This is a genomic window from Pantoea alhagi, from assembly GCF_002101395.1.
Classification (GTDB): domain Bacteria; phylum Pseudomonadota; class Gammaproteobacteria; order Enterobacterales; family Enterobacteriaceae; genus Mixta; species Mixta alhagi.
In genome coordinates, this window is the sequence record NZ_CP019706.1 from 4,205,154 (window position 1) to 4,226,032 (window position 20,879).

The window sequence follows — 20,879 nt, forward strand, 5'->3', positions numbered from 1 at the left end:
GTTGCCGGAGTGACGTTCTGATACTGACAGCTTGTCAGCTCAGGGGCGAACGCAGGTTCGCCCCTTTTCGTTACAGACGCTGACGAAAGTGCCGCCACGTTTGCGCCAGTGAGGGTCTTGACGAAGCAAGCCGTGAAGGATGAAGATTACGCGCCTGCGGAGCGCCCAGATCAAAAGTAAAGGTGAAATCTGGCGCTTCGCCCATACGCAAATCACTGATAAACAGTTTGCCGTCGCGCTGCTGCATGGCAAAAAAACCATGGCTAAACCAGGCGACACGCTCAACATGCGGATCTCCTTTCAACTGTTGGTAGAGCGCAGCGCCACGATCGTGCATGCTGAGCTGCAGCGGACGATGTGGCGCCAGCAGCGACCAGTAGCCCTCGTAGTAGCGCTCGGGCGTGACGGCGACCACGCGCCATACCAGCGTATTAAAAGCGGTGGGCGTCACCAGTAAATGAGGCTTAACGCCCAGCTGATGCGCCACCTGCGGCGCCACCTGATAAAGCGCAATCCCCTGCGCCGCCATGCTCCATAACAGATAGCCTGTACTGAGCGCCAAACCGGCGCGGCTCCAGCGCGGTTCGCGACGCCACAGGGCAACGATCAGGCAAATTATCAGCGGCAGCGTATACAGCGGATCGACAATATAAATGCTGCCAATAGCCCAGGGGTAATCGGTAAAGGGCAGCCCCAGCTGGGTGCCATATACGGTCATCAGATCGAGCAACGGATGGGTGATCAACGCCAGCCAGACGGCAGGCCACCACTGGATCCACTGAAAGCGCTGTTTGACCACGCCGGCAAGCAGCCACGCCAGCAACGGTGAAAGCAACGTTAACCAGACCAGCGCATGGCTTTCGGTGCGATGCAGAGTCATATTGCGGATTGCATCACCGTGATCGAGAAAAACATCCAGATCGGGCAAGGTGCCGCAAAATCCGCCCACCAGCGCCGACTTCCAGAGCGGCGCTTTGCGCCCCATGACCGCCATGCCCACCGAGGCGCCCAAAACCAATTGCGAAACAGAATCCATGCTTGCTCCTGGGTTGCAATCTAACGCTATAAGCCTGGCGCAATTCTGTTTCGCTGAAGGTAAAGTTTTTTAATCGCCTCTCAGCGCACGCGAATGCCTTCAATCACCATATGCTGCACGTTGCGCACCGCCTGGTTAAAAAACTCTTCGTCATTCAGCGTCTGGCCGGTTATCGCCTCTACCTGAACGGCAAAATCCGCATAGTGTTGCGTGGTGGCCCACAGCATAAACACCAAATGCTGCGGCTCTACCGGTGCCAGCCGCTTTTGCGCCACCCAGTTTTCAATCACCTGCGATTTTTCATCTATCAACGCCTTAAGGTCGCTCTCAAGCTCGGCTTTCAGCAGCGGCGCGCCCTGCAGCATTTCCAGACAGAACAGTCGTGAAGCCTGAGGATGATCGCGCGATACCTCCATTTTCAGCTGGATATAGTGGCGAATCGCTGCCAGCGGCTCGTGATCTTCACGCAGCGCACGCAGCGGCGCTAACCAGACATCAAGGATCTCTTTCAGTACCGCGATATAGAGCGCTTCTTTAGAGGGAAAATAGTAAAGCAAATTGGTTTTTGATATACCGGCGCGCTCGGCCACTTTATCGAGGCGGGTGCCATGCATACCAAACTGCGAGAAGTATTCCAGCGCCGCGTCAAGTATGGCTGAACGCTTTGCCGCTGCCGCCTGTGAACGGCGTGTTGGTGTCTTATTTACCACTTTCACCCTGATCCTTTTTCTGAACAATGCCCGCGCTGCATCTTAGCAGCTGGTCAGTTGAGTTAAGAAGTAATTAACCGATCTCGTTATCCGCTGATAGCGGATAGTGCCTTGCCTGATTTCTGTGCAGCAGGTTTTGACCAAATGGTCTGTTTTAGCGCATCGCCTGACGGCTCCTGCTGCTGTGCCTGTAAATTTCATTGTTATATCAATCGGATAAGAATTTGGCACACCTCTTGCTTTATTTGCCTTACGCGCCGCCGGAACAGGAAAGGCAGGAAGCCCCGCTGCGCACGTTGGTTAAACCACTTCCACGAGGGCTTCATATGAAAATTGGCGTTTTTATCCCGGTAGGTAATAACGGCTGGCTGATTTCCAGTAATGCGCCGCAGTACATGCCGACCTTTGCGCTGAACAAAGCGATTGTGCAGAAAGCGGAGCATTACCATTTCGATTTTGCTTTATCGATGATCAAGCTGCGCGGTTTTGGCGGAAAAACGGAGTTCTGGGATCATAACCTGGAGTCCTTCACGCTGATGGCGGCGCTGGCCGCTGTGACCACGCGTATCGAAATCTATGCCACCGCTGCCACTCTTACTCTGCCGCCCGCTATTGTGGCGCGCATGGCCGCGACGATCGACTCGGTTGCGGAAGGACGTTTTGGCGTTAACCTGGTTACCGGCTGGCAGAAGCCAGAGTATGAACAGATGGGACTGTGGCCGGGCGATGACTATTTCTCGCGCCGTTACGACTATCTGACCGAATACGTTACGGTGTTACGTGACCTCTGGGGCAGCGGCAAATCCGATTTGAAAGGCGAATTTTTTACCATGAATGACTGTCGCCTGAGTCCACGCCCGCAAAAAGCGATGAAAGTGATCTGCGCCGGTCAAAGCGACGCCGGAATGGCCTTTTCCGCCCGGCACGCCGACTATAACTTCTGCTTTGGCAAAGGAGTAAATACTCCGGCCGCCTTTGCGCCAACGGCAGCCCGCATGAAAGCCGCTGCAGAGGCCGTCGGGCGCGACGTCGGTTCGTTTGTGCTGTTTATGATTATCGCCGATGAAACGGACGAGGCAGCGCGCGCAAAATGGGAACATTACAAGGCAGGCGCGGATGAGGAAGCCCTGGCCTGGCTTACCACTCAAAGCCAGCAGGACAAACGTTCCGGCAGCGATACCAACGTGCGTCAGATGGCCGACCCCACCTCCGCAGTGAATATCAATATGGGTACGCTGGTGGGTTCGTATGCCAGCGTTGCGCGTATGCTGGATGAGGTCGCTGCCGTGGAGGGGACGCAGGGCGTGTTGTTGACCTTTGATGATTTTCTGCAGGGCATTGAGGCCTTTGGCGAGCGTATTCAGCCGTTGTTAGCCTGCCGGACACACGTTATCGCCGCAGCGCAGGAGGTAGCCTGATGAACACGGTTATTTGCAACAGCGTCAGCCAGCAGGCGACCGTTACGCTGCCCGCCCGTCCTGAAAATATTGCTTTCCCGCCAGCGCAAACGGCACTGATTGTGGTGGATATGCAGAATGCCTACGCCACGCCTGGCGGCTACCTTGACCTGGCGGGCTTTGACGTTTCCGCCACCCAGCCGGTAATTGAAAATATCGCCGTCGCCGTGCAGGCCGCGCGCGCCGCCGGCATCCAGATTATCTGGTTTCAGAATGGCTGGGACCCGCAGTACGTTGAAGCCGGGGATGCCGGCTCGCCTAATTACCATAAATCCAACGCATTAAAAACCATGCGCAAACAGCCGCAGCTACAGGGCAAACTGCTGGCCAAAGGCGGATGGGACTATGCGCTGGTGGACCGTCTTCAGCCGCAACCGGGCGATATTGTGCTGCCCAAGCCGCGCTATAGCGGCTTTTACCACACTCCGCTCGACGGCATGCTGCGCAGTCGCAACATCCGCCACCTGGTTTTCACCGGCATCGCCACCAATGTCTGTGTGGAATCGACGCTGCGCGACGGCTTTTTCCTGGAATATTTCGGCATCGTTCTGGAAGACGCGACTTATCAGGCAGGCCCACCTTTTGCCCAACAGGCAGCGATTTTTAACATTGAGACTTTTTTCGGCTGGGTTTCCGATGTGAATACCTTTTGCGCCACGCTGGCTGAACCAGCGCTTAAGCGCCTGGCCTGAACCGTCGTCCCCACAGGAGCTATCTTCATGCCTAAACATGTGATTATTCCACCCGGCAGTGGAACACCTATCGCCCCTTTTGTGCCCGGCACGCTGGCGGACGGCGTGGTGTATGTCTCAGGTACGCTGCCCTTCGATCGCGAAAACAATGTGGTTCACGTGGGCGATCCCGCCGCGCAGACGCGTCACGTCCTGGAAACCATTAAAAGCGTGATCGAAACGGCGGGTGGCACCCTGGAAGATGTGACCTTTAATGCGATTTTCCTTACCGACTGGAGCCACTACGCCGCCATAAATCAGGCGTATGCCGAATACTTTCCGGGCGATAAACCGGCCCGTTTCTGTATTCAGTGCGGGCTGGTAAAGCCAGAGGCGCTGGTAGAAATCGCCTCCACTGCGCATATCGCTAAGTGAGGCGCCAATGCATCTGAATATTACGGGCCTGCGCGGAGACAACGCGCCGGTGCTGGTGCTTGCGGCTGGTTTAGGCGGGCTGGGCAGCTTTTGGCTACCGCAGTTAAACGCGCTACGTGAACGCTATCGGGTCGTGAGTTACGACCAGCGCGGCACCGGCCGCAATGCTGACCGGCTGCCTGAAGGCTACAGCCTGCAGGATATGGCCGCCGAGCTGGCGGAAAGTTTACAGCTGGCAGGCATTGAGCGTTTCGATCTGTTGGGACATGCGCTGGGTGGCCTGATTGGGCTACAGCTGGCGCTGGACTATCCCACACGCGTCAAACGCATTGTGGTAGTGAACGGCTGGCTTAGCCTTGATGCACATACGCGCCGCTGTTTTCGCGTTCGTCAGGATCTGTTGCTTAACGCAGGCGTTGAAGCCTGGGTGCGGGCGCAGCCGCTGTTTCTCTATCCTGCCGACTGGCTTTCTGCCCATCAGGCACGTATTGAGGCGGAGGATGCGCTGCACTGCGCCCATTTTCAGGGCATGGAAAACCTGCTGCTGCGCCTGCATGCGCTGATGAGCGCCGACTTTCGTTCGTTTGCCAGCGCCATCACCCAACCGGTGCTGGCGCTGTGCAGCCGCGATGACCTGCTGGTGCCCTGGATCTGCTCACAGCAGCTGTGCGAGGCGCTGCCCAACGCCACGTTCCGGCAAATGAACTGGGGCGGACATGCCATGAGCGTGACCGATAGTTCTGCCTTCAACGCGCTGCTGCTGGCATGGCTTGACGCTACGCCTGAGACCATGCAGTCCACATCCGATGCGCTGCCGGAAACGCTGCGCAGCTAAACCGCTTACCACATAAGGAGTGATCATGTCGCATACCGCTTTATCCCCTGCGCTTTCCGCCGTGGAGAAACAGGATTTTCGTAACGCGATGGCACGCCTCGGTGCCGCCGTCAATATCATCACTACGGATGGGCCTGGCGGCCGCGCCGGTTTTACCGCATCGGCGGTTTGCAGCGTCACCGATTCGCCACCGACGCTGCTGGTTTGCCTGAACCGCTCCGCCTCGGTATGGCCCACGTTTATGCAAAACCAGGTGCTGTGCGTAAATACCCTTGCGGCGGAACATGAGGCGCTGTCGAACCTGTTCGGCGGTAAAACGCCGATGGCGGAGCGTTTTATTGCCGCCGAATGGGCCACGCTGCTCACTGGCGCACCGATACTGAACGGGGCCGTGGCCTCTTTCGACTGCCGCATCAGCCAGACGATTAGCGTCGGTACGCACGATATCCTGTTTTGCGAAGCGCAGGCACTGGTCTGTAATCATCATGGCGCCGGTTTGATCTATTTCGATCGCGGCTATCACCATCTGTTACGGCAGGAAGCCCGTTAACCCCGCTGCGGCGGCTCATCCCTTTTCCTCTGCAGGAGAAAATAATGGCGCATTCCTGGTTTCCTCAATGGCATAAAAAAACGGCGATAAGCGAAGATGGCGTGATCGCCCCGGATGAGACGCTGCCGCTGGGGCAGACAGTGATCCTCGGCCTGCAACATGCGGTAGCCATGTTTGGCGCAACCGTGTTAATGCCGCTCCTCATGGGGCTGGACCCCAATCTCGCCATCATGATGTCCGGCATCGGCACTCTGCTGTTTTTCCTGGTGACCGGCGGGCGAGTGCCAAGCTACCTCGGTTCCAGCGCCGCTTTTGTTGGCGTAGTGATTGCCGTTACCGGCTTTAACGGACAGGGCCTTAATCCGCATTTAGGCGTCGCGCTGGGAGGCATTATCGCCTGCGGTCTGCTTTATACCCTGACTGGCGTGGTGGTGGTCAAAGCGGGCACGCGCTGGATTGAACGGCTTATGCCGCCGGTGGTCACCGGCGCGGTGGTGATGGCGATCGGGCTGAATCTGGCACCTGTAGCGGTGCGCAGCGTCTCAGCGTCGGTTTTTGACAGCTGGATGGCGGTGCTGACCATTCTCTGTATCGGCACGGTAGCGGTGTTTACCCGTGGCATGGTGCAGCGTCTGCTGATCCTGGCAGGGCTTATTATTGCCTGGGCGTTCTATGCGTTGTTGACCAATGGGTTTGGTCTCGGCAAGCCGGTCGATTTTAGTCCGATCGCCAGCGCGCCATGGTTTGGCTTTCCACAGCTTACCGCGCCGGTTTTTTCAGTGTCAGCTATTACAATGATCGCGCCGGTGGCAGTTATTTTGGTGGCGGAAAATCTTGGACATATCAAAGCAGTGGCGAGCATGACCGGACGTAACCTCGACCCCTATATCGGACGCGCTTTCATCGGCGACGGGTTGGCAACCCTGCTTTCCAGCAGCGTTGGCGGTAGCGGCGTCACCACCTATGCAGAAAATATCGGCGTAATGGCGGTTACCCGCGTTTACTCCACGCTGGCTTTTGTGGCTGCAGCGCTAATCGCCTTGCTCCTTGGCTTCTCACCGAAATTTGGCGCGCTGATCCATACCCTTCCCGCGCCGGTCATTGGTGGAGCCTCAATCGTGGTGTTCGGGCTGATCGCCGTAGCGGGCGCGCGCATTTGGCTGCAGAATCAGGTTGATCTGAGCAAGAACGGCAACTTGATTATGGTTGCGGTTACGCTGGTGCTGGGCGCTGGCGACTTCTCGCTGAAAATCGGTGCCTTTACGCTCGGCGGAATCGGCACCGCCACCTTCGGGGCAATTATGCTGCATGCTATCCTGCGTTATCGCCGCAGCTCACCCCTTAGCGAGGCGGAGATCCTGCGGCAGAATCGTTAGCCTCTACTTTTCCACGGCGGGTTGGCTTTTTGCCCGCCTTTTCAGTTTAAATTCACTCACCAGCACTCCCAGCACAATTAATGCGCCGCCCAGCAGCGCCGTGCCGGGCAGCCGTTCGCCAGCAATACGCCCCACTACGCCCGCCCATACCGGCTCGCCGGCATAGATAACCGTGGCTCGCGTGGGTGAAACACTGCGCTGTGCCCAGTTCATTGTCACCTGAATCAGCGCGCTGGCGAGTCCCAGTCCCAGCGCGCTGCCCCAAAGCCAGGTTGACATAGCGGGCACGCTTTCACCGTTGGGCTGCATCATCAGAAAAGAAAACAGAGACGCCACGCCCAGCTGCACAATAGTGACGCGGCGAATATCGACTTTGCCTGCGCTGGCGCCGATCAGGATAATTTCCGCCGCAATCGCCAGCGTACTGAGCAACGTCGCGATTTCGCCCCGACTCAGCGTCAGGCCACCGCTCTCCGGTCCCGCCACCAGCAGCAGTCCGATAAAAGCCAGCGCCACGCCGCACCACGCCATCAGGCCGGGCATTTTGCCCAGGAATACCCACTGTAGCAACGGCACCAGCGGCACGTATAACGCGGTAATAAAGGCTGACTGACTGCCAGAGATGGTTTGCATGCCCCAGGTTTGTAAGCCATAGCCGCAACCAATCGCAATGCCGATCCAGAAGCCCGCCAGCAGTTCACGCCGCGTAAAGCCACCCAGCGTGCGCCATGAAAAGAGCAGCAGGAGCAGCGTTGCGGTGGCGAAACGCACGCCGACGAAAAAGAAAGGGCCGCTCATGGTCATAGCATGGTGCACCACCATAAAGGTGCCACCCCAGATCATGGTAATAAAAATCAGAATGCCTTCCTGCAGCGTAAGCGTCCATTTGTAGCGAGATAACCGGCCCGACATATTTATCCATTCCTTACAGCGAAGGCTGCCAGTGTGCTTGTCTCACCACATCGGGTCAATGGTGTTGACAGCTTCCAGGCAAGCTTGTGGAGTTCTTCTATACTCTGTTACTGAAGTTATCTTTCATTGCTACAGGAGAACGTTATGTCACAGAAACAATCCCAGCAGAGTAAAGACGATCCAAAACAGGCACCGGAATCAGGTGATAAAAAGCCTGCTAACCCGAAAAAGTAAACGCGTCCGGCTGACCGCCGTAGAGATCGAAACTCTTCCACAGGGAGCTGAACAATGGCAAAAATTCTGGTGCTGTATTACTCCATGTATGGCCACGTTGAAACCATGGCGCAGGCCGTTGCTGAAGGCGCAAGCCGTGTGAGCGGCGCTGAGGTAACCATCAAACGCATACCTGAAACCATGGATGCTGAACGCTTTGCTCAGGTTGGCGGTAAAACGCAGCAGGATGCGCCAGAAGCCACGCCAGAAGAACTGCCGCAGTACGATGCTATTTTGTTCGGCACCCCTACCCGTTTTGGCAATATGTCTGGTCAGATGCGTACTTTTCTCGATCGCACCGGTGGGCTGTGGGCCTCTGGTGCGCTTTACGGCAAGCTGGCCAGCGTATTTACCTCGACCGGCACCGGCGGCGGTCAGGAGCAGACCATTACCTCCACCTGGACCACGCTGGCGCACCACGGCATGGTGCTTGTGCCTATCGGCTACGGCACGAAAGAGATGTTTGATATCAGCCAGGTTCGCGGCGGCACGCCTTATGGCGCGTCCACCTATGCCGGCGGTGACGGCTCACGGCAGCCAACGGCAGAAGAGCTAACTATTGCCCGCTTTCAGGGCGAGCATGTCGCCCGGCTGGCGGTAAAAATCAACGGATAGTCTCAATCAACACAGGAGAACACTATGGCAACGCAACAATCCAAAGCACATCATGTTGGCGAATGGGCAAGCCTGCGCCATACCTCACCTGAGATTGCTGAGGCAATTTTTGAAGTCGCAAATTACGATGAAAAACTGGCGGAAGAGATTTGGCGCCAGCAGGGTAACGACGACGTGCTGTTTCGCGCCTTCGATAAAACCGATGCAGATGTCCTGACCTGGGACGATGTGGTAGTGGAACGTAAAAACGTTTAGTTCGCCATGATATCTGCGGGCGGGATCTTCCCGCCCTTTTTATTTTTATCCCGCGAAAGGAGTCCTCTATGTCTACCTACCAGTCTGTTAACCCTGCGACCAACGAAGTCATTAAAACCTGGCCTGCGCACAGCGATCAGTATGTTGAGGACGCGCTGGCGACCGCCGCGCAGCTTTATCAGTCAGCCTGGTCAAAAGGCGATATCCAGCCGCGTATCCAGGTCTTACATAAACTGGCGGAGCTGATCGACAGCCGTACAGAAGAGTTGGCCAAAATCGCCAGCCTTGAAATGGGTAAGCTACTGAAACAGAGCCGTGGCGAAGTGCAAATATGCGCGCGCATCGCCCGCTATTATGCGGAGCATGCCGAAAAGTTTTTGCAGCCCGTGCCCTATCCTACCGATTTGGGCGAAGCATGGGTTGAACATCATCCGCTTGGCGTTCTGGTAGCCGTCGAGCCATGGAACTTCCCTTACTATCAGCTGATGCGCGTGCTGGCACCCAATCTGGCAGCTGGTAATCCGGTACTGGCAAAACATGCAGCGATTGTCCCGCACTGCGCCCACATCTTTGAGCAGCTGGTGCTGGAAGCCGGCGCGCCAAAAGGTGCCTGGACGAATCTTTTTATCTCCAGTGAAAAAGTGGCTGAACTGATTGCCGACGATCGCGTTCAGGGCGCCGCGTTGACCGGTTCTGAGCGCGCAGGCAGCGCCGTCGCACAGCAGGCCGGCAAATATCTGAAGAAAACCACTCTTGAACTGGGCGGCAATGATGTGTTTGTGGTGCTGGACGATTGCGATTTAGAGAAAGCGGTTAAACAAGGCGTACAGGCGCGTTTGAGCAATGCCGGTCAGGTCTGTACCGCAGCGAAACGCTTTATCGTTCAGCGCAGCGTTGCCGATCGTTTCCTGGAAAAATTCACTGAAGCCTTCAAAGCAGTGAAAATCGGCGATCCGCTGGATGAAAACAGCACGCTTGGTCCGCTTTCCTCTGCCAGCGCGCGCGATACGCTGGACAAACAGGTTAAAGAGGCGATTGCTAAAGGCGCGACGCTGCACTACGGCGGCGAGGCGCTACCCGGCCCCGGCTGTTTCTATCAACCCACCATTCTGACCAATATCACACGTGACAATCCCGCCTACTTCACCGAATTTTTCGGTCCGGTCGCGCAGGTTTATGTCGTTGAGAACGATGACGACGCAGTACAGCTGGCCAATGATTCCCATTACGGCCTCGGCGGCGCCGTGTTTACCGGCGATATCGCTCGCGGTAGGCGTATGGCTGCGCGCATCGAAACCGGCATGGTGTTTATCAATTCCGCCAGCGATACCGCTGCAGAGCTGCCTTTCGGTGGCGTTAAGCGTTCTGGCTATGGACGTGAGCTATCCGATTTGGGCATTAAAGAATTCGTGAATCAGAAACTGGTAGTGGTTTCCGGTCAGTAAGCGGACGGAGCCATAAAAAAGGGAGCCTGAGGCTCCCTTTTTATTATCTGTCTGAGATCAGCTGGCGGATCCTGCCTGTGTTGCCGGTGCCTGCTGCGCTTTCTCATCAGCAGCTTTTGGCTGTGGTTCAGCTTTTGGCTGTGCAGCAGATTCGGCTTTCTCGCTTGCCGCTTTATCTTTTGCCGCCTGCTCAGCATCCGCTTTGGCTTTAGCCGCAGCGGCCTTCGCTTTCTCTGCATCCGCCTGCGCTTTCTCTGCCGCAGCTTTCGCGGCAGCGTCCTCTCCGGCGGCCTGTTTTTCTGCAGCTTTTGCCTGCTGGTCAGCTTTAGCAGCGTCCGCTTGATTCACTGGTGCATCCGCTGCGGGTTTATCCGCTGCGGCTTTGTCCGCAACTGACTTATCGGCAACAGGTTTGGCTGCAGCAGGTTTATCGGCGGCCGGTTTAGCTGCCGCTACATTATCCTGTGCTGTTTTGGCCCCGGGTGCCGGTTTTGCGGCAGCAGGCTGCAGCGCAGTGCCCTGCAATGCGGTATTCAATGCATTGCTGAACTGCTCCCATGAACAGAAACCGTTAGCATCCGTCTGGCAACCGTTAAGCTGCAGCGTTACGCGTTTTGGCGGGTTTTTCAGGCTAAGCGCTTCGGCATCACGTAACTGCCCGGCGGTCTGGTAAACATATTCAATTTTCACCAGATCTTTATCTGCTTTCGCATCGTGCCAGCGTTCGAAAACAACCTGGCCGCCAATTGGCGTTTTCTCATACTGTCCCGGCAGCGTATAGGCTTTGGTATCCAGCGCCGCCAGCAGCGAAGCGATATTTGAGTCATGACCCACCATCAGCGTTACTTTTGGCGCAGAGGCTTTATCCTGATCCACCAGTTGGCTGCGAATGTAATCAATCAGCGGCGCTGCCACTTCGCGGGCAATTTCCGGTGAGGTAAACAGCGCATCCTGATAGCCGTTTTTAATCGCCGCCAGCTCCTGCCACTGTTCTGGGGTTTTAATCTGTCCCCAGGCGACCTGCTCCAGCGGGAAGCCCTGATAATATTGCAGGGTAAAGGCGTCCACCAGCGAGTTCCCCACTTTCAGCGGACCGGCAACGCCAGGCTCTTTGCCATTTTCCGCGCTGAATTTGTTTTGGTTATCGCTGCTCAGCGCGCACTGCTTTTTGCCGTTGCAGGCCGGGGAGTTTTTATAATCGACAATTTTTTCCAGACGCTGGAAGGCGGGCTTAAGGCTCAGCTTTTCACCCTGTGCATTCAGGGCCGCCAGCGCTTTCTTGTTGAACTCTTCGCTGTCGTTACTGATCACCGGGCTGAATACGGGATCCATAGTGCCCATTTCATCCTGATGCGTTACGGTAATGTCGCAGCCGGGAAACGCACCGGTAACAAAATATTGTGCTGTCGCGACGGTACGTTGCAGGCTGTTGGCGTAGGCAAATACCTCGCTGGAATCCGGACAGGCATCATTTTTCATCAGGCCCTGCTGCGCCAGCCACTCGCGCGTATAACGCCCCATATAGACCTCCAGCACGCCGCCTTTGGTGGTCAGCTCGCCGCCCGCCACATCCCACTGCGGCCAGGCTTTCCTGGTCGCCTGCGCCAGCAGACTGCCGTTATCAGCCAGCGGAGCCCGCAGGTTATGACGGCTAAGCATTAATACCTGCTGGAGTTGCAGATCGCCATCAGCGGCGTGGGCGGAAAATCCTAAGGGTAACGCCGCAATAACCGACAATGCGCAAAGACTGAGTTTTTTGATCATTGTTACTGTTCCATTCGATCCGATGATGACTGGCTGACGGCTGACCGCAGGGGCGTCAGCGCCAATAATAGGTATAGCATTGTGCCCGACACCCTAGTTTACGGTAGCCGGAAGCAGGCTTCATATCGTATCAGGACTATAGCAGACGCGCGACACTGTGCTTTAACCTGTTTAGCTGATTGAAAAGTAACGAAATGTTTTAGGGAAGTATCCATTTTTCGTCTGCTGGCGCTTGCAGAATAAAAGGAAAGAGGCGAATCCTGACAAGTTAACCGGGCGTGAGGAAGATTTGGCTGGCTTTGCTCTTGCTGACCGGGATTGCAGGCATAAAAAAAGCCAGCACGCTGTGCTGGCTCTTAAAATTTGGCGGAGGAGGAGAGATTCGAACTCTCGGATGGTTTCCCATCGGCGGTTTTCAAGACCGCTGCCTTAAGCCACTCGGCCACCCCTCCGCAAGACAATCCACAACTGCGTTGCGACGTGTCATATTGTGCGACGAAGTCTAACGGCTTGATTCTGCTTGTGCAAGCCTCTTTTATGCAAAAAAGATCTGACTGATTATTTTCGCAGCGCCACGCTGAAAACATAGGCAAAACCGCTTGCGGCCCAAACGAAAACGGGCCAGCATTTCTGCTGACCCGTTGTAATTCAGTGGCGGAGGAGGAGAGATTCGAACTCTCGGATGGTTTCCCATCGGCGGTTTTCAAGACCGCTGCCTTAAGCCGCTCGGCCACCCCTCCGCAATGAGGCGAACTATAAACACCCCTCAGCGCAATGTAAATAGTCAGGCTTGCTGTTCGCCTGAAAAACAGCCAAACCCTCTTTATTTGCTGGCTTAATCTCCATTTGGTTCACAAAAACAGCGGCTTCACGCGTAAAGAAGGGTAAAACGCCTTTTCCCTTTCCGCCGCGCTTCGTATGCTCTGCGCTAAGATTGTTACCCCTGTATGAGGTGCATTATGGATCGTATTGTTTCCCGCTCTGGTACCGGCACATCGTTGCTGAGTACCCATAAAGTTTTGCGTAATACCTATTTCCTGCTGGGGCTGACGCTGGCCTTTTCTGCCGCAACCGCAACCGCCAGTACCTTACTGAACCTGCCTGCGCCTGGCCTGATTCTGATGCTGGTGGGTTTTTATGGCTTGATGTTTTTAACCTACCGCCTGGCCAATAGTCCGGCCGGTATCGTGGCCGCTTTCGCCTTTACCGGCTTCCTTGGCTATAGCCTGGGCCCGATCCTGAATTCCTTCCTGTCGGCAGGCATGGGCGATGCCATTGCGCTGGCGCTGGGCGGTACCGCTCTGGTGTTTTTCTGTTGCTCTGCCTATGTGCTGACAACGCGCAAGGATATGTCTTTCCTTGGCGGCATGATGATGGCGGGATTTGTAGTGCTGCTGGTTGCGGTGGTTGCTAACCTGTTCCTGCAGCTGCCGGCTCTGCAGCTGGCTATCAGCGCCCTGTTTATTCTGTTTTCTACCGGTGCGATCCTGTGGGAAACCAGCAATATTATTCACGGCGGTGAAACCAACTATATTCGCGCCACCATTAGCCTCTATGTCTCGCTGTACAATATTTTTATCAGCCTGCTGAGCATTCTTGGCTTCTCACGTAATAACTAAACGCCCTCCGCGTAGAGTTTTGGATGCCTGATTAAGGCCTCGCCCACCGGCGGGGCCTTATTTTTTGCCGCCGTTAAGTTTGCTAAGATAGCCACAGGTTAAACAAATGAGGCCATATTGTGCTGTTTGAAGGTAAAGACATTGCGCGTGATGCTCAGGGTTATCTGCTGAACTCTGCGGACTGGAGCGAAGCGCTGGCGCTGCATATCGCAGCCGAAGAAGCGATTACAATGAGCGAAGCGCACTGGGAAGTCGTGCATTTTGTCCGCGAGTTTTATCTGACGTACAACACCTCTCCGGCGGTAAGAATGCTGGTAAAAGCGATGGCGCAGAAGTGTGGCGAGGAAAAAGGCAACAGCCGCTATCTGTTTCGTCTGTTTCCCGATGGCCCGGCAAAGCAGGCGACCAAAATAGCCGGCCTGCCCAGGCCGGTTAAATGCCTGTGACGCTTAAGCGGAGCAGCCCCTGCCCCGCTCTGATTAGCCTGTGGTAAAGCGCTGCGGCATCTCACCCGCATGATGCGGCTCTGTTAATACGCGATCGACGCGCGCGCTGCGTGGCCCACCTGCCTTTAACCAGGCTACCAGCTGTTCCAGAGCTTCGCTTGCGCCACAGGCCAGCACTTCCACGCTGCCGTCATCCAGATTGCGTGCATAGCCGGTTAATCCAAGCTGCTGCGCCTGCATCTGGGTGCTGTAGCGAAACCCTACGCCCTGCACCTGACCATGAACCCAGGCTTTAATACATTGTTGCGTCATTGCGCGCTCCCCTGATGTCCGCTGATTGCATTTTGCCGGTAACCACCGGACAATGTGGCCTCATTTTCCGTTGGTAAGCATAGCAAAATATGACCGTTCGATTGATTCTCGCTAAGGGACGTGAAAAGTCCCTGCTCCGTCGTCATCCGTGGGTTTTTTCCGGCGCCGTTGCGCGTATGGAAGGTAAAGCCCGGCGTGGTGAAACCATTGACGTTTGTGACAGCCAGGGTAAATGGCTGGCCCGCGCAGCCTTTTCACCCGATTCGCAAATCCGCGCACGCGTCTGGAGCTGGCAGCAGGACGAATCTGTCGATATCGCCTTTTTTGTCCGTCGCCTGCAGGCAGCCCAGCAGCTGCGTGACTGGCTGGCGGTACGTGATGGTCTGGACAGCTACCGTTTGATCGCCGGTGAGTCTGACGGCATGCCGGGCGTGACGATCGATCGTTTTGGCTCCTTCCTGGTGTTGCAACTGCTTTCCGCCGGGGCGGAGTATCAGCGTCCGGCGATTATTTCCGCGCTGCAGCAGTGCTATCCCGACTGCAATATCTACGACCGCTCCGATGTGGCCGTCCGCAAGAAAGAAGGACTGGAGCTGAGCCAGGGGCCGGTTTGCGGGGCGTTGCCACCCGATCTGTTGCCGATTAGCGAACATGGCATGAAGCTGCTGGTAGATATTCGTACCGGCCACAAGACCGGCTACTATCTGGATCAGCGCGACAGTCGCTTTGCTACCCGGCGCTATGCGCAAGACAAACGCGTGCTTAACTGCTTCTCCTATACCGGCGGCTTCGCTGTTTCTGCTCTGCTTGGCGGCTGTAGTGAGGTTATCAGTGTTGATACTTCGCAGGCGGCGCTGGATGTGGCGCGTCAGAACGTAGAACTGAACGGGCTCGATGTCAGTAAGGCGCAATTCGTGCGCGATGATGTGTTTAAACTGTTGCGCAGCTATCGCGATAACGGCGAGAGATTTGATCTTATCGTGATGGATCCACCTAAGTTTGTTGAAAACAAAAATCAGCTGGCAGGCGCATGTCGTGGCTATAAAGACATTAATATGCTGGCGATGCAGCTGCTGAATCCGGGCGGCATGCTGATGACCTTCTCCTGTTCGGGACTGATGGCAACTGATTTATTTCAGAAAATTATCGCTGACGCCGCCGTTGACGCTCATCGTGATGTACAATTTATAGAGCAGTTCCGTCAGGCAGCCGATCACCCGGTTATCGCCAGCTATCCTGAAGGACTCTATCTGAAGGGATTTGCCTGCCGCGTGCTGTAACTTGAAAACGATGCTTTTATCCCCATATTTGTGGTTAAAGGCAATGTTTGTCAGGAGGTATTGATGATTGCCAGTAAATTTGGAATTGGACAGCAGGTGCGTCATAAGATGCTGGGCTTTCTGGGCGTGGTGGTTGATGTCGATCCCGAGTATTCGTTAGACGACCCTGATATTGATGATGTGGGCGCAAATGAGATGTTACGTACTGCGCCCTGGTATCATGTCGTTACCGAAGACGATGACGGTGAGCCGATTCATACCTATCTGGCCGAAGCACAGCTTGCAGGCGAAGCGCAAACCGTTCATCCCGAACAGCCTTCGCTGGATGAACTGGCCGAGTCAGTTCGTCAACAGCTTTTATCCCCTCGCTTACGTCACTAATATTATGCCTGGCGCGCCAGGCATCTCATTTTCTTTACGCTGCGCGATCAGTTCGCCTGATTTTTCAGTAACCCCAGCCGCGGGATCTCAATTTTTGGACAGCGGTCCATGACCACGTTTAGCCCTGCTTCTCCAGCCAGCACCGCAGCCTGTTCATTTATCACGCCCTGCTGCAGCCAGAGCGTCTTCGCACCGATAGCAATCGCCTCCTGCGCCACGCCCCACGCCGCCTCTGAATTACGGAACACATCTACCATGTCAACCGGCACAGGGATCTCTGCCAGCGTGGCATATACTTTTTGCCCCAGTAATGTCTGGCCTGCCAGCTTTGGACTGACCGGAATAACCTGATAGCCCTGCTGTAGCAGCCAGGCCATCACGCCATAGCTGGCACGGGTTGTTTTATCGCTGGCACCCACTAACGCAATGGTCCGGGTAGAACGCAACACGTCGGCAATCATCTGATCGTTCATGAATGACTCCTGATACAATGGATTGACCCATTTTAGGTTATTTACAGTTAGGTAATGAATTGCTGGCATTCATCTGCGCATTTAGCGATTCAGGGCACAAAATAATATGTTAAAATGTTAACACACTGCCATAATGTAAGAATTTGATACATTCACTGCCGGGATTCCCGTGCGCCTTCTGGAGAAATAATGAAGCTGCGTTTGATCTGTTCAGGTATGTTTGCGTTGTTGTTCGCAACATCCTGTTACGCGACTACGCTCAGGCTCGATCCCAATATCGATCTGCTGGTACTGGACGGACGCAAAATTTCAGGCTCACTGCTCAAGGGAGCTGAAGGACTGGAGCTGGACAATGGGGAGCATCAGCTTCTGTTCCGCGTTGAAAAAGTACTCGACACTTCTCATGGCAACGTAAAGCGTAGCTATATTTCCGCCCCTTTAATCGTGACATTTGTCGCCAAAGCCAAATCCATTTCTATTCGGCTTCCCGCGCTGGAAAACCTGCGCGATCGTCGCCAGTTTGATAAAAACAGCGCTTTTATCCTGGTAGACGAAAAAGGTCAGACGGTTGAAAGCCGCCGCGATCGCCTTCCCCTGCTGCAGGGACATCAGACCGATCTGGAAAAAGCGCTGATAGCCTATAACCGCAACGGTCAGGTGGCATCCGTCCCCCGTTTCGCTCAGCAACCGCCGTTAAGCATGCAACAGGAGAAATTCCCGGTTGATGTGGTAGGCGCTAATATGCCCGCGGAGCGTATGCTGCAACTCTGGTTTCATCAGGTCGACAGCGCCACGCGCCAGCGCCTGGTAAGCTGGATGAAAGCGCTACGGCCAAGTTGATGTTTACCGCTCCGCAGCGGTAAACTCTGGGTTTGTTTCCCTATTTTCACCTTATTCTCAACAGGATGCATCAATGGAGCAAACCAGCCGTATTCTTGCCGAAGCGAAAACCATTGCCCTGGTGGCACACGACCATTGTAAAACCGCACTGCTGGAGTGGGTCAGCCAGCATAAAACGCTGCTGGATGCACACAGGCTCTATGCCACTGGCACCACGGGCAATTTGATCCAGCGGGCTACCGGCCTTGAGGTTAATGCCATGCTTAGCGGCCCGATGGGCGGCGATCAGCAGGTAGGCGCGCTAATCGCCGAGGGTAAAATCGATCTGTTGATCTTCTTCTGGGATCCGCTGAACGCCGTGCCGCACGATCCGGATGTAAAAGCACTGCTGCGTCTTGCCACCGTCTGGAATATCCCAACGGCCACTAACCGTTCTACCGCTGACTTCCTGATCCAGTCACCGTTATTTAATCAGGCGGTTACCATTCAGATCCCCGATTATCAAAACTATCTGCAGGCGCGCCTTAAATAAACGCACCGGGCTTACCCTCTCTAGGGTTTACGCAGCAGCGGAACGCCCAGTCGTTTAAAATCTTCGACGAATACTGACGGCTGCTGACGATTATAAAGCAGCCAGACCTGCTGTTTCGCTCGCGTTATCGCCACATAAGCCAGGCGTCGCTCCTCCGCATCAGGAAAATCTTCAGGCTGGGGCAGCAGCCCCTCTTCGATTACCGACTCACGCGTCGGAGCCGGGAAGCCGTCACTTCCCGCCTGCAATCCCAACAGGATCACATAATCCGCCTGCTGCCCTTTGCTGGCGTGAATTGTCATAAAATCCAGCCTGAGCTTAGGCCAGCGGGTTTTGGCTTTTGCCAGTAATGCGGGTTGCAGATGATGATAGCGAGCCAGCAGCAACACCCGCTCTTCTGGCAGGGCGTAGCCGCTGATTTTATTCAGCAAATCTTCCAGCCGGTCGTCAGGCAGCAGCGAAATAGCTTTCCTGGTACCTTTTGTCAGGCTGTTAAGCGGTTTAGCAAGCTGATGAGGATTTTCCTGCACGAAGCGGTTGGCGATGTCACCGATGCGATCGTTAAAACGCCAGGTGGTATCCAGCATGCAGCTATCCCCCTGGCCAAAATAATGATGAAATGAGGTTGTCAGCGTCATTTCCGCTCCGTTAAAACGGTAGATCGCCTGCCAGTCATCACCCACGGCAAACAAGCTGGTTTGCCGATTCTGTTTGCGTAAAGCGGCCAGCAATAACGCCCGCTGCGGCGAAATATCCTGAAACTCATCCACCAGGATATGTTTCCAGGGACTGATAAACCGCCCTTTCTCTACCAGGTTAATCGCCTGATGGATCAGCCCGGAGAAATCGACCGCCCCCTCTTCTTTCAGCGCGCTTTTCCACGCTTTCAACAGCGGCGCCATCAGCTTAACGCGTTTAGCGAAGAGATCGCGTATCGCGTCCGGCGCGTCAGCAATCATTGCCGCCTGGGCTCCGCCATGCATACGCATCAGGCCAAGCCAGCTTTCCAGACGGCTTGCTAACCGCTGCGCCAGCGCATGGTCTTGCCAGAAATCGCTCTCCGGCACCGTCCACTCCAGCTCTTCCGTCAGCCACTGCCGCCAGCCGTTAGCGTGGGCTTTCTTTTCCGCGCACTGTTGTTGCCAGGTTTCAACCAGCAGCTGGCGTCTTGCCTCGCTATCGGTTTCAAGGCGGGAGATCAGCGGCGTTTTATTACTGCTCTCACGGATGATATGCAGCGCCAGCGAGTGAAAGGTGCGCGCCTCCGGCTCTTCAATATGCAGTCGGCTCCTGATGCGCTCGTTCATCTCTTCCGCAGCCTGACGCCCGAACGCCAGCAGCAAAATTTGCTGCTGCTGAGCCTGCTGCTGGCGTAGCAGCCAGCCCGCCCGCGCCACAAGAACCGCAGTTTTACCGCTGCCGGCACCCGCCAGCACCAGTAGCGTCTCTTCACCATTCACCACCGCACGCGCCTGCGCAAGATTGAGCGGGGCTGATTCTACCGTAGCAAAAAAATCGGCATGCTCTTCCAGCATCCGTTGAGTCCAGACGTCGTTACGCCTCGCCCGTTCTGCTTCGCCACGGCATAGCCACTCCCGGCACTGGCGGTAAAGCGTCCGACAGTTATCGAAATTCTCCAGCCGTGAGCAAGGCAGCGGTAAAGCGGAAAAGGTTTCTTCGATCTGCTGCTGCAGTTCAGCCAGCTCACGCTGCTTTAACCAGCGAGCCTGGGTTTCCTGCTGCGGTAAGGCCGCCACCAGCGTCTCGAGCACGCCGGCGCTGATTGCGCTCATCTCTTCGCTCCAGCCCTGCCATGCCTGCATAAGATAGTGATAAAAGCGCTGCGTTTCCTGCCACTCCGTACCGTGCAGACGCACAACTTTTTCATCCGGCAGGGTAAACTCCAGCTCTCCCCAGATCAGGCCGCGTTTGCATTTAATTTCCAGCAGCTGGTTAAACGGGATCAGATACTCATGTTTTTCACCGCTGACTTCTACCCCGGCGCTTAATAGCCGTACCCGATTGTAGGGGTGCTGCGCCAGATGTTTGCCGAGCGACGTTGCTTTTAGTTCCATGCGTTATAACCAAAGGTGGATGGATACGGTTTGCTGTTTAGTCTACCGAGCCGTAGTTTACCGCTCCAGGGTTAAAACAGGTTACAATCAAGCGCAGTGATGCTGGATAAATTCTGTTTTTGAAGGAAGCCTGTTATGCGTACCGTTTTGAATATCCTTAATTTTGTATTAGGTGGCTTCTTTACCACACTGTGCTGGTTGTTCGCTACCCTTGTAAGCATCGTTTTGATCTTTACCCTGCCACTGACACGCTCCTGCTGGGAGATAACGAAACTTTCCCTGCTACCTTATGGTAATGAGGCGGTTCATGTAGATGAATTACGTCCTGAACAAAGCAACACGCTGCTGAATACCGGTGGCACGTTGCTGAATATTTTTTGGTTTATCTTCTTTGGCTGGTGGCTGTGCCTTTCCCACATTATGCTCGGCATTACACAATGCATCAGCATCATTGGCATTCCGGTAGGTATTGCCAACTTTAAGCTGGCGGCGATTGCGCTATGGCCGGTTGGCCGCCGCGTTGTCTCCACTGAAGAAGCGCGTGCGGCACGTGAAGCTAATGCGCGTCGTCGCTATCAGTAAGGGCG

At 55.3% G+C, this 20,879-nt stretch carries 24 protein-coding genes and 2 tRNA genes; 17 read left to right on the top strand and 9 right to left on the bottom strand.

Features of this window, described 5'->3' with window-relative positions; genetic code table 11:
- Window positions 1–70: 70 nt before the first annotated feature.
- Together B1H58_RS20005 and rutR are read right to left on the bottom strand one after the other, a co-directional pair.
- Window positions 71–1,036: a metal-dependent hydrolase gene (locus B1H58_RS20005; RefSeq protein WP_085072167.1), complete on the bottom strand. Its 966-nt coding sequence runs from the start codon at window positions 1,034–1,036 to the stop codon at window positions 71–73.
- 80 nt (window positions 1,037–1,116) lie between these two features.
- Entirely contained in the window at window positions 1,117–1,758 is a 642-nt protein-coding gene (gene rutR, locus B1H58_RS20010) for an HTH-type transcriptional regulator RutR (protein ID WP_418304161.1), read from the bottom strand.
- A 314-nt stretch (window positions 1,759–2,072) separates the two neighbouring features.
- On the opposite strand from rutR, the gene rutA reads away from it, so the two are divergent.
- Genes rutA through rutG form a run of 6 tightly spaced genes read left to right on the top strand, consistent with a single transcriptional unit; the run spans window position 2,073 to window position 7,070 of the window.
- The gene (gene rutA, locus B1H58_RS20015; RefSeq protein ID WP_085072169.1) at window positions 2,073–3,164 is read left to right on the top strand and encodes a pyrimidine utilization protein A; all 1,092 of its coding nucleotides are present in this window, start codon (window positions 2,073–2,075) and stop codon (window positions 3,162–3,164) included.
- Window positions 3,164–3,895 (top strand): pyrimidine utilization protein B, encoded by a 732-nt coding sequence (gene rutB, locus B1H58_RS20020; protein WP_085072170.1) that lies wholly within the window; start codon window positions 3,164–3,166, stop codon window positions 3,893–3,895. Before rutA ends, rutB begins: the two co-directional genes overlap by 1 nt.
- Before the next feature lie 27 nt (window positions 3,896–3,922).
- On the top strand, window positions 3,923–4,309 hold the full coding sequence (gene rutC / locus B1H58_RS20025; RefSeq protein ID WP_085072171.1) for a pyrimidine utilization protein C: 387 nt from the start codon (window positions 3,923–3,925) through the stop codon (window positions 4,307–4,309).
- A 7-nt stretch (window positions 4,310–4,316) separates the two neighbouring features.
- Window positions 4,317–5,144, top strand: a complete 828-nt coding sequence (rutD, locus tag B1H58_RS20030) for a pyrimidine utilization protein D (RefSeq protein ID WP_085072172.1) — start codon at window positions 4,317–4,319, stop codon at window positions 5,142–5,144.
- Window positions 5,145–5,169: 25 nt separating this feature from the next.
- Window positions 5,170–5,694 (top strand): NADH-dependent FMN reductase RutF, encoded by a 525-nt coding sequence (gene rutF / locus B1H58_RS20035; protein ID WP_085072173.1) that lies wholly within the window; start codon window positions 5,170–5,172, stop codon window positions 5,692–5,694.
- 44 nt (window positions 5,695–5,738) lie between these two features.
- Window positions 5,739–7,070: a pyrimidine utilization transport protein G gene (gene rutG / locus B1H58_RS20040; protein ID WP_085072174.1), complete on the top strand. Its 1,332-nt coding sequence runs from the start codon at window positions 5,739–5,741 to the stop codon at window positions 7,068–7,070.
- 3 nt (window positions 7,071–7,073) lie between these two features.
- Here rutG and B1H58_RS20045 read toward each other — a convergent pair whose 3' ends face one another.
- Complete coding sequence (locus B1H58_RS20045; protein WP_085072175.1) at window positions 7,074–7,982, bottom strand: DMT family transporter; 909 nt, start codon at window positions 7,980–7,982, stop codon at window positions 7,074–7,076.
- 144 nt (window positions 7,983–8,126) lie between these two features.
- On the opposite strand from B1H58_RS20045, the gene B1H58_RS21125 reads away from it, so the two are divergent.
- The 4 genes from B1H58_RS21125 to B1H58_RS20060 all read left to right on the top strand — a co-directional run bounded on the left by B1H58_RS21125 (window position 8,127) and on the right by B1H58_RS20060 (window position 10,570).
- Window positions 8,127–8,216: a hypothetical protein gene (locus B1H58_RS21125; RefSeq protein WP_237172438.1), complete on the top strand. Its 90-nt coding sequence runs from the start codon at window positions 8,127–8,129 to the stop codon at window positions 8,214–8,216.
- A 54-nt stretch (window positions 8,217–8,270) separates the two neighbouring features.
- Window positions 8,271–8,870 (top strand): NAD(P)H:quinone oxidoreductase, encoded by a 600-nt coding sequence (gene wrbA, locus B1H58_RS20050; RefSeq protein ID WP_085072176.1) that lies wholly within the window; start codon window positions 8,271–8,273, stop codon window positions 8,868–8,870.
- Window positions 8,871–8,894: 24 nt separating this feature from the next.
- Window positions 8,895–9,125: a YccJ family protein gene (locus B1H58_RS20055; RefSeq protein WP_085072177.1), complete on the top strand. Its 231-nt coding sequence runs from the start codon at window positions 8,895–8,897 to the stop codon at window positions 9,123–9,125.
- 68 nt (window positions 9,126–9,193) lie between these two features.
- Window positions 9,194–10,570, top strand: a complete 1,377-nt coding sequence (locus tag B1H58_RS20060) for an NAD-dependent succinate-semialdehyde dehydrogenase (RefSeq protein WP_085072178.1) — start codon at window positions 9,194–9,196, stop codon at window positions 10,568–10,570.
- Window positions 10,571–10,627: 57 nt separating this feature from the next.
- Here B1H58_RS20060 and agp read toward each other — a convergent pair whose 3' ends face one another.
- From agp to B1H58_RS20075, 3 genes are all read right to left on the bottom strand, one after another.
- A complete protein-coding gene (agp, locus tag B1H58_RS20065; protein WP_085072179.1) occupies window positions 10,628–12,334 on the bottom strand; it encodes a bifunctional glucose-1-phosphatase/inositol phosphatase in 1,707 nt (568 codons plus the stop codon).
- 364 nt (window positions 12,335–12,698) lie between these two features.
- Window positions 12,699–12,786: transfer RNA gene (locus tag B1H58_RS20070), tRNA-Ser, on the bottom strand.
- 200 nt (window positions 12,787–12,986) lie between these two features.
- Window positions 12,987–13,074, bottom strand: a tRNA-Ser gene (locus B1H58_RS20075).
- A gap of 219 nt (window positions 13,075–13,293) precedes the next feature.
- Here B1H58_RS20075 and yccA point away from each other — a divergent pair.
- Together yccA and B1H58_RS20085 are read left to right on the top strand one after the other, a co-directional pair.
- On the top strand, window positions 13,294–13,953 hold the full coding sequence (gene yccA / locus B1H58_RS20080; RefSeq protein ID WP_085072180.1) for an FtsH protease modulator YccA: 660 nt from the start codon (window positions 13,294–13,296) through the stop codon (window positions 13,951–13,953).
- Between the two features lie 119 nt (window positions 13,954–14,072).
- Window positions 14,073–14,399, top strand: a complete 327-nt coding sequence (locus B1H58_RS20085; protein ID WP_085072181.1) for a TusE/DsrC/DsvC family sulfur relay protein — start codon at window positions 14,073–14,075, stop codon at window positions 14,397–14,399.
- 33 nt (window positions 14,400–14,432) lie between these two features.
- On the opposite strand, the gene yccX is transcribed toward B1H58_RS20085, so the two are convergent.
- Window positions 14,433–14,711, bottom strand: coding sequence for an acylphosphatase (gene yccX, locus B1H58_RS20090; protein WP_085072182.1), 279 nt, complete (start codon window positions 14,709–14,711; stop codon window positions 14,433–14,435).
- 89 nt (window positions 14,712–14,800) lie between these two features.
- On the opposite strand from yccX, the gene rlmI reads away from it, so the two are divergent.
- Complete coding sequence (gene rlmI, locus B1H58_RS20095) at window positions 14,801–15,991, top strand: 23S rRNA (cytosine(1962)-C(5))-methyltransferase RlmI (protein WP_085072183.1); 1,191 nt, start codon at window positions 14,801–14,803, stop codon at window positions 15,989–15,991.
- Between the two features lie 63 nt (window positions 15,992–16,054).
- Entirely contained in the window at window positions 16,055–16,372 is a 318-nt protein-coding gene (hspQ, locus tag B1H58_RS20100) for a heat shock protein HspQ (protein ID WP_085072184.1), read from the top strand.
- A gap of 47 nt (window positions 16,373–16,419) precedes the next feature.
- Here the strand turns inward: hspQ and B1H58_RS20105 are convergent, their stop codons facing one another.
- The gene (locus B1H58_RS20105; protein ID WP_085072185.1) at window positions 16,420–16,845 is read right to left on the bottom strand and encodes a CoA-binding protein; all 426 of its coding nucleotides are present in this window, start codon (window positions 16,843–16,845) and stop codon (window positions 16,420–16,422) included.
- 189 nt (window positions 16,846–17,034) lie between these two features.
- Between B1H58_RS20105 and B1H58_RS20110 the strand changes: the two genes are divergently transcribed.
- On the top strand, window positions 17,035–17,685 hold the full coding sequence (locus tag B1H58_RS20110; RefSeq protein WP_085072186.1) for a DUF2057 family protein: 651 nt from the start codon (window positions 17,035–17,037) through the stop codon (window positions 17,683–17,685).
- Window positions 17,686–17,758: 73 nt separating this feature from the next.
- On the top strand, window positions 17,759–18,217 hold the full coding sequence (locus B1H58_RS20115; RefSeq protein ID WP_085072187.1) for a methylglyoxal synthase: 459 nt from the start codon (window positions 17,759–17,761) through the stop codon (window positions 18,215–18,217).
- A gap of 20 nt (window positions 18,218–18,237) precedes the next feature.
- Here B1H58_RS20115 and helD read toward each other — a convergent pair whose 3' ends face one another.
- Window positions 18,238–20,292, bottom strand: coding sequence for a DNA helicase IV (gene helD / locus B1H58_RS20120; RefSeq protein WP_085072188.1), 2,055 nt, complete (start codon window positions 20,290–20,292; stop codon window positions 18,238–18,240).
- 135 nt (window positions 20,293–20,427) lie between these two features.
- On the opposite strand from helD, the gene B1H58_RS20125 reads away from it, so the two are divergent.
- Complete coding sequence (locus tag B1H58_RS20125) at window positions 20,428–20,874, top strand: YccF domain-containing protein (RefSeq protein ID WP_085072189.1); 447 nt, start codon at window positions 20,428–20,430, stop codon at window positions 20,872–20,874.
- Window positions 20,875–20,879 lie beyond the last annotated feature (5 nt).

What these genes read in the sequence shown, in the direction of transcription:
- B1H58_RS20005 (WP_085072167.1), bottom strand. Translation starts at nt 1,036, where the DNA reads ATGGATTCTGTTTCGCAATTGGTTTTGGGCGCCTCGGTGGGCATGGCG.
- rutA (WP_085072169.1), top strand. Translation starts at nt 2,073, where the DNA reads ATGAAAATTGGCGTTTTTATCCCGGTAGGTAATAACGGCTGGCTGATT.
- rutB (WP_085072170.1), top strand. Translation starts at nt 3,164, where the DNA reads ATGAACACGGTTATTTGCAACAGCGTCAGCCAGCAGGCGACCGTTACG.
- rutC (WP_085072171.1), top strand. Translation starts at nt 3,923, where the DNA reads ATGCCTAAACATGTGATTATTCCACCCGGCAGTGGAACACCTATCGCC.
- rutD (WP_085072172.1), top strand. Translation starts at nt 4,317, where the DNA reads ATGCATCTGAATATTACGGGCCTGCGCGGAGACAACGCGCCGGTGCTG.
- rutF (WP_085072173.1), top strand. Translation starts at nt 5,170, where the DNA reads ATGTCGCATACCGCTTTATCCCCTGCGCTTTCCGCCGTGGAGAAACAG.
- rutG (WP_085072174.1), top strand. Translation starts at nt 5,739, where the DNA reads ATGGCGCATTCCTGGTTTCCTCAATGGCATAAAAAAACGGCGATAAGC.
- B1H58_RS20045 (WP_085072175.1), bottom strand. Translation starts at nt 7,982, where the DNA reads ATGTCGGGCCGGTTATCTCGCTACAAATGGACGCTTACGCTGCAGGAA.
- B1H58_RS21125 (WP_237172438.1), top strand. Translation starts at nt 8,127, where the DNA reads ATGTCACAGAAACAATCCCAGCAGAGTAAAGACGATCCAAAACAGGCA.
- wrbA (WP_085072176.1), top strand. Translation starts at nt 8,271, where the DNA reads ATGGCAAAAATTCTGGTGCTGTATTACTCCATGTATGGCCACGTTGAA.
- B1H58_RS20055 (WP_085072177.1), top strand. Translation starts at nt 8,895, where the DNA reads ATGGCAACGCAACAATCCAAAGCACATCATGTTGGCGAATGGGCAAGC.
- B1H58_RS20060 (WP_085072178.1), top strand. Translation starts at nt 9,194, where the DNA reads ATGTCTACCTACCAGTCTGTTAACCCTGCGACCAACGAAGTCATTAAA.
- agp (WP_085072179.1), bottom strand. Translation starts at nt 12,334, where the DNA reads ATGATCAAAAAACTCAGTCTTTGCGCATTGTCGGTTATTGCGGCGTTA.
- yccA (WP_085072180.1), top strand. Translation starts at nt 13,294, where the DNA reads ATGGATCGTATTGTTTCCCGCTCTGGTACCGGCACATCGTTGCTGAGT.
- yccX (WP_085072182.1), bottom strand. Translation starts at nt 14,711, where the DNA reads ATGACGCAACAATGTATTAAAGCCTGGGTTCATGGTCAGGTGCAGGGC.
- rlmI (WP_085072183.1), top strand. Translation starts at nt 14,801, where the DNA reads ATGACCGTTCGATTGATTCTCGCTAAGGGACGTGAAAAGTCCCTGCTC.
- hspQ (WP_085072184.1), top strand. Translation starts at nt 16,055, where the DNA reads ATGATTGCCAGTAAATTTGGAATTGGACAGCAGGTGCGTCATAAGATG.
- B1H58_RS20105 (WP_085072185.1), bottom strand. Translation starts at nt 16,845, where the DNA reads ATGAACGATCAGATGATTGCCGACGTGTTGCGTTCTACCCGGACCATT.
- B1H58_RS20110 (WP_085072186.1), top strand. Translation starts at nt 17,035, where the DNA reads ATGAAGCTGCGTTTGATCTGTTCAGGTATGTTTGCGTTGTTGTTCGCA.
- B1H58_RS20115 (WP_085072187.1), top strand. Translation starts at nt 17,759, where the DNA reads ATGGAGCAAACCAGCCGTATTCTTGCCGAAGCGAAAACCATTGCCCTG.
- helD (WP_085072188.1), bottom strand. Translation starts at nt 20,292, where the DNA reads ATGGAACTAAAAGCAACGTCGCTCGGCAAACATCTGGCGCAGCACCCC.
- B1H58_RS20125 (WP_085072189.1), top strand. Translation starts at nt 20,428, where the DNA reads ATGCGTACCGTTTTGAATATCCTTAATTTTGTATTAGGTGGCTTCTTT.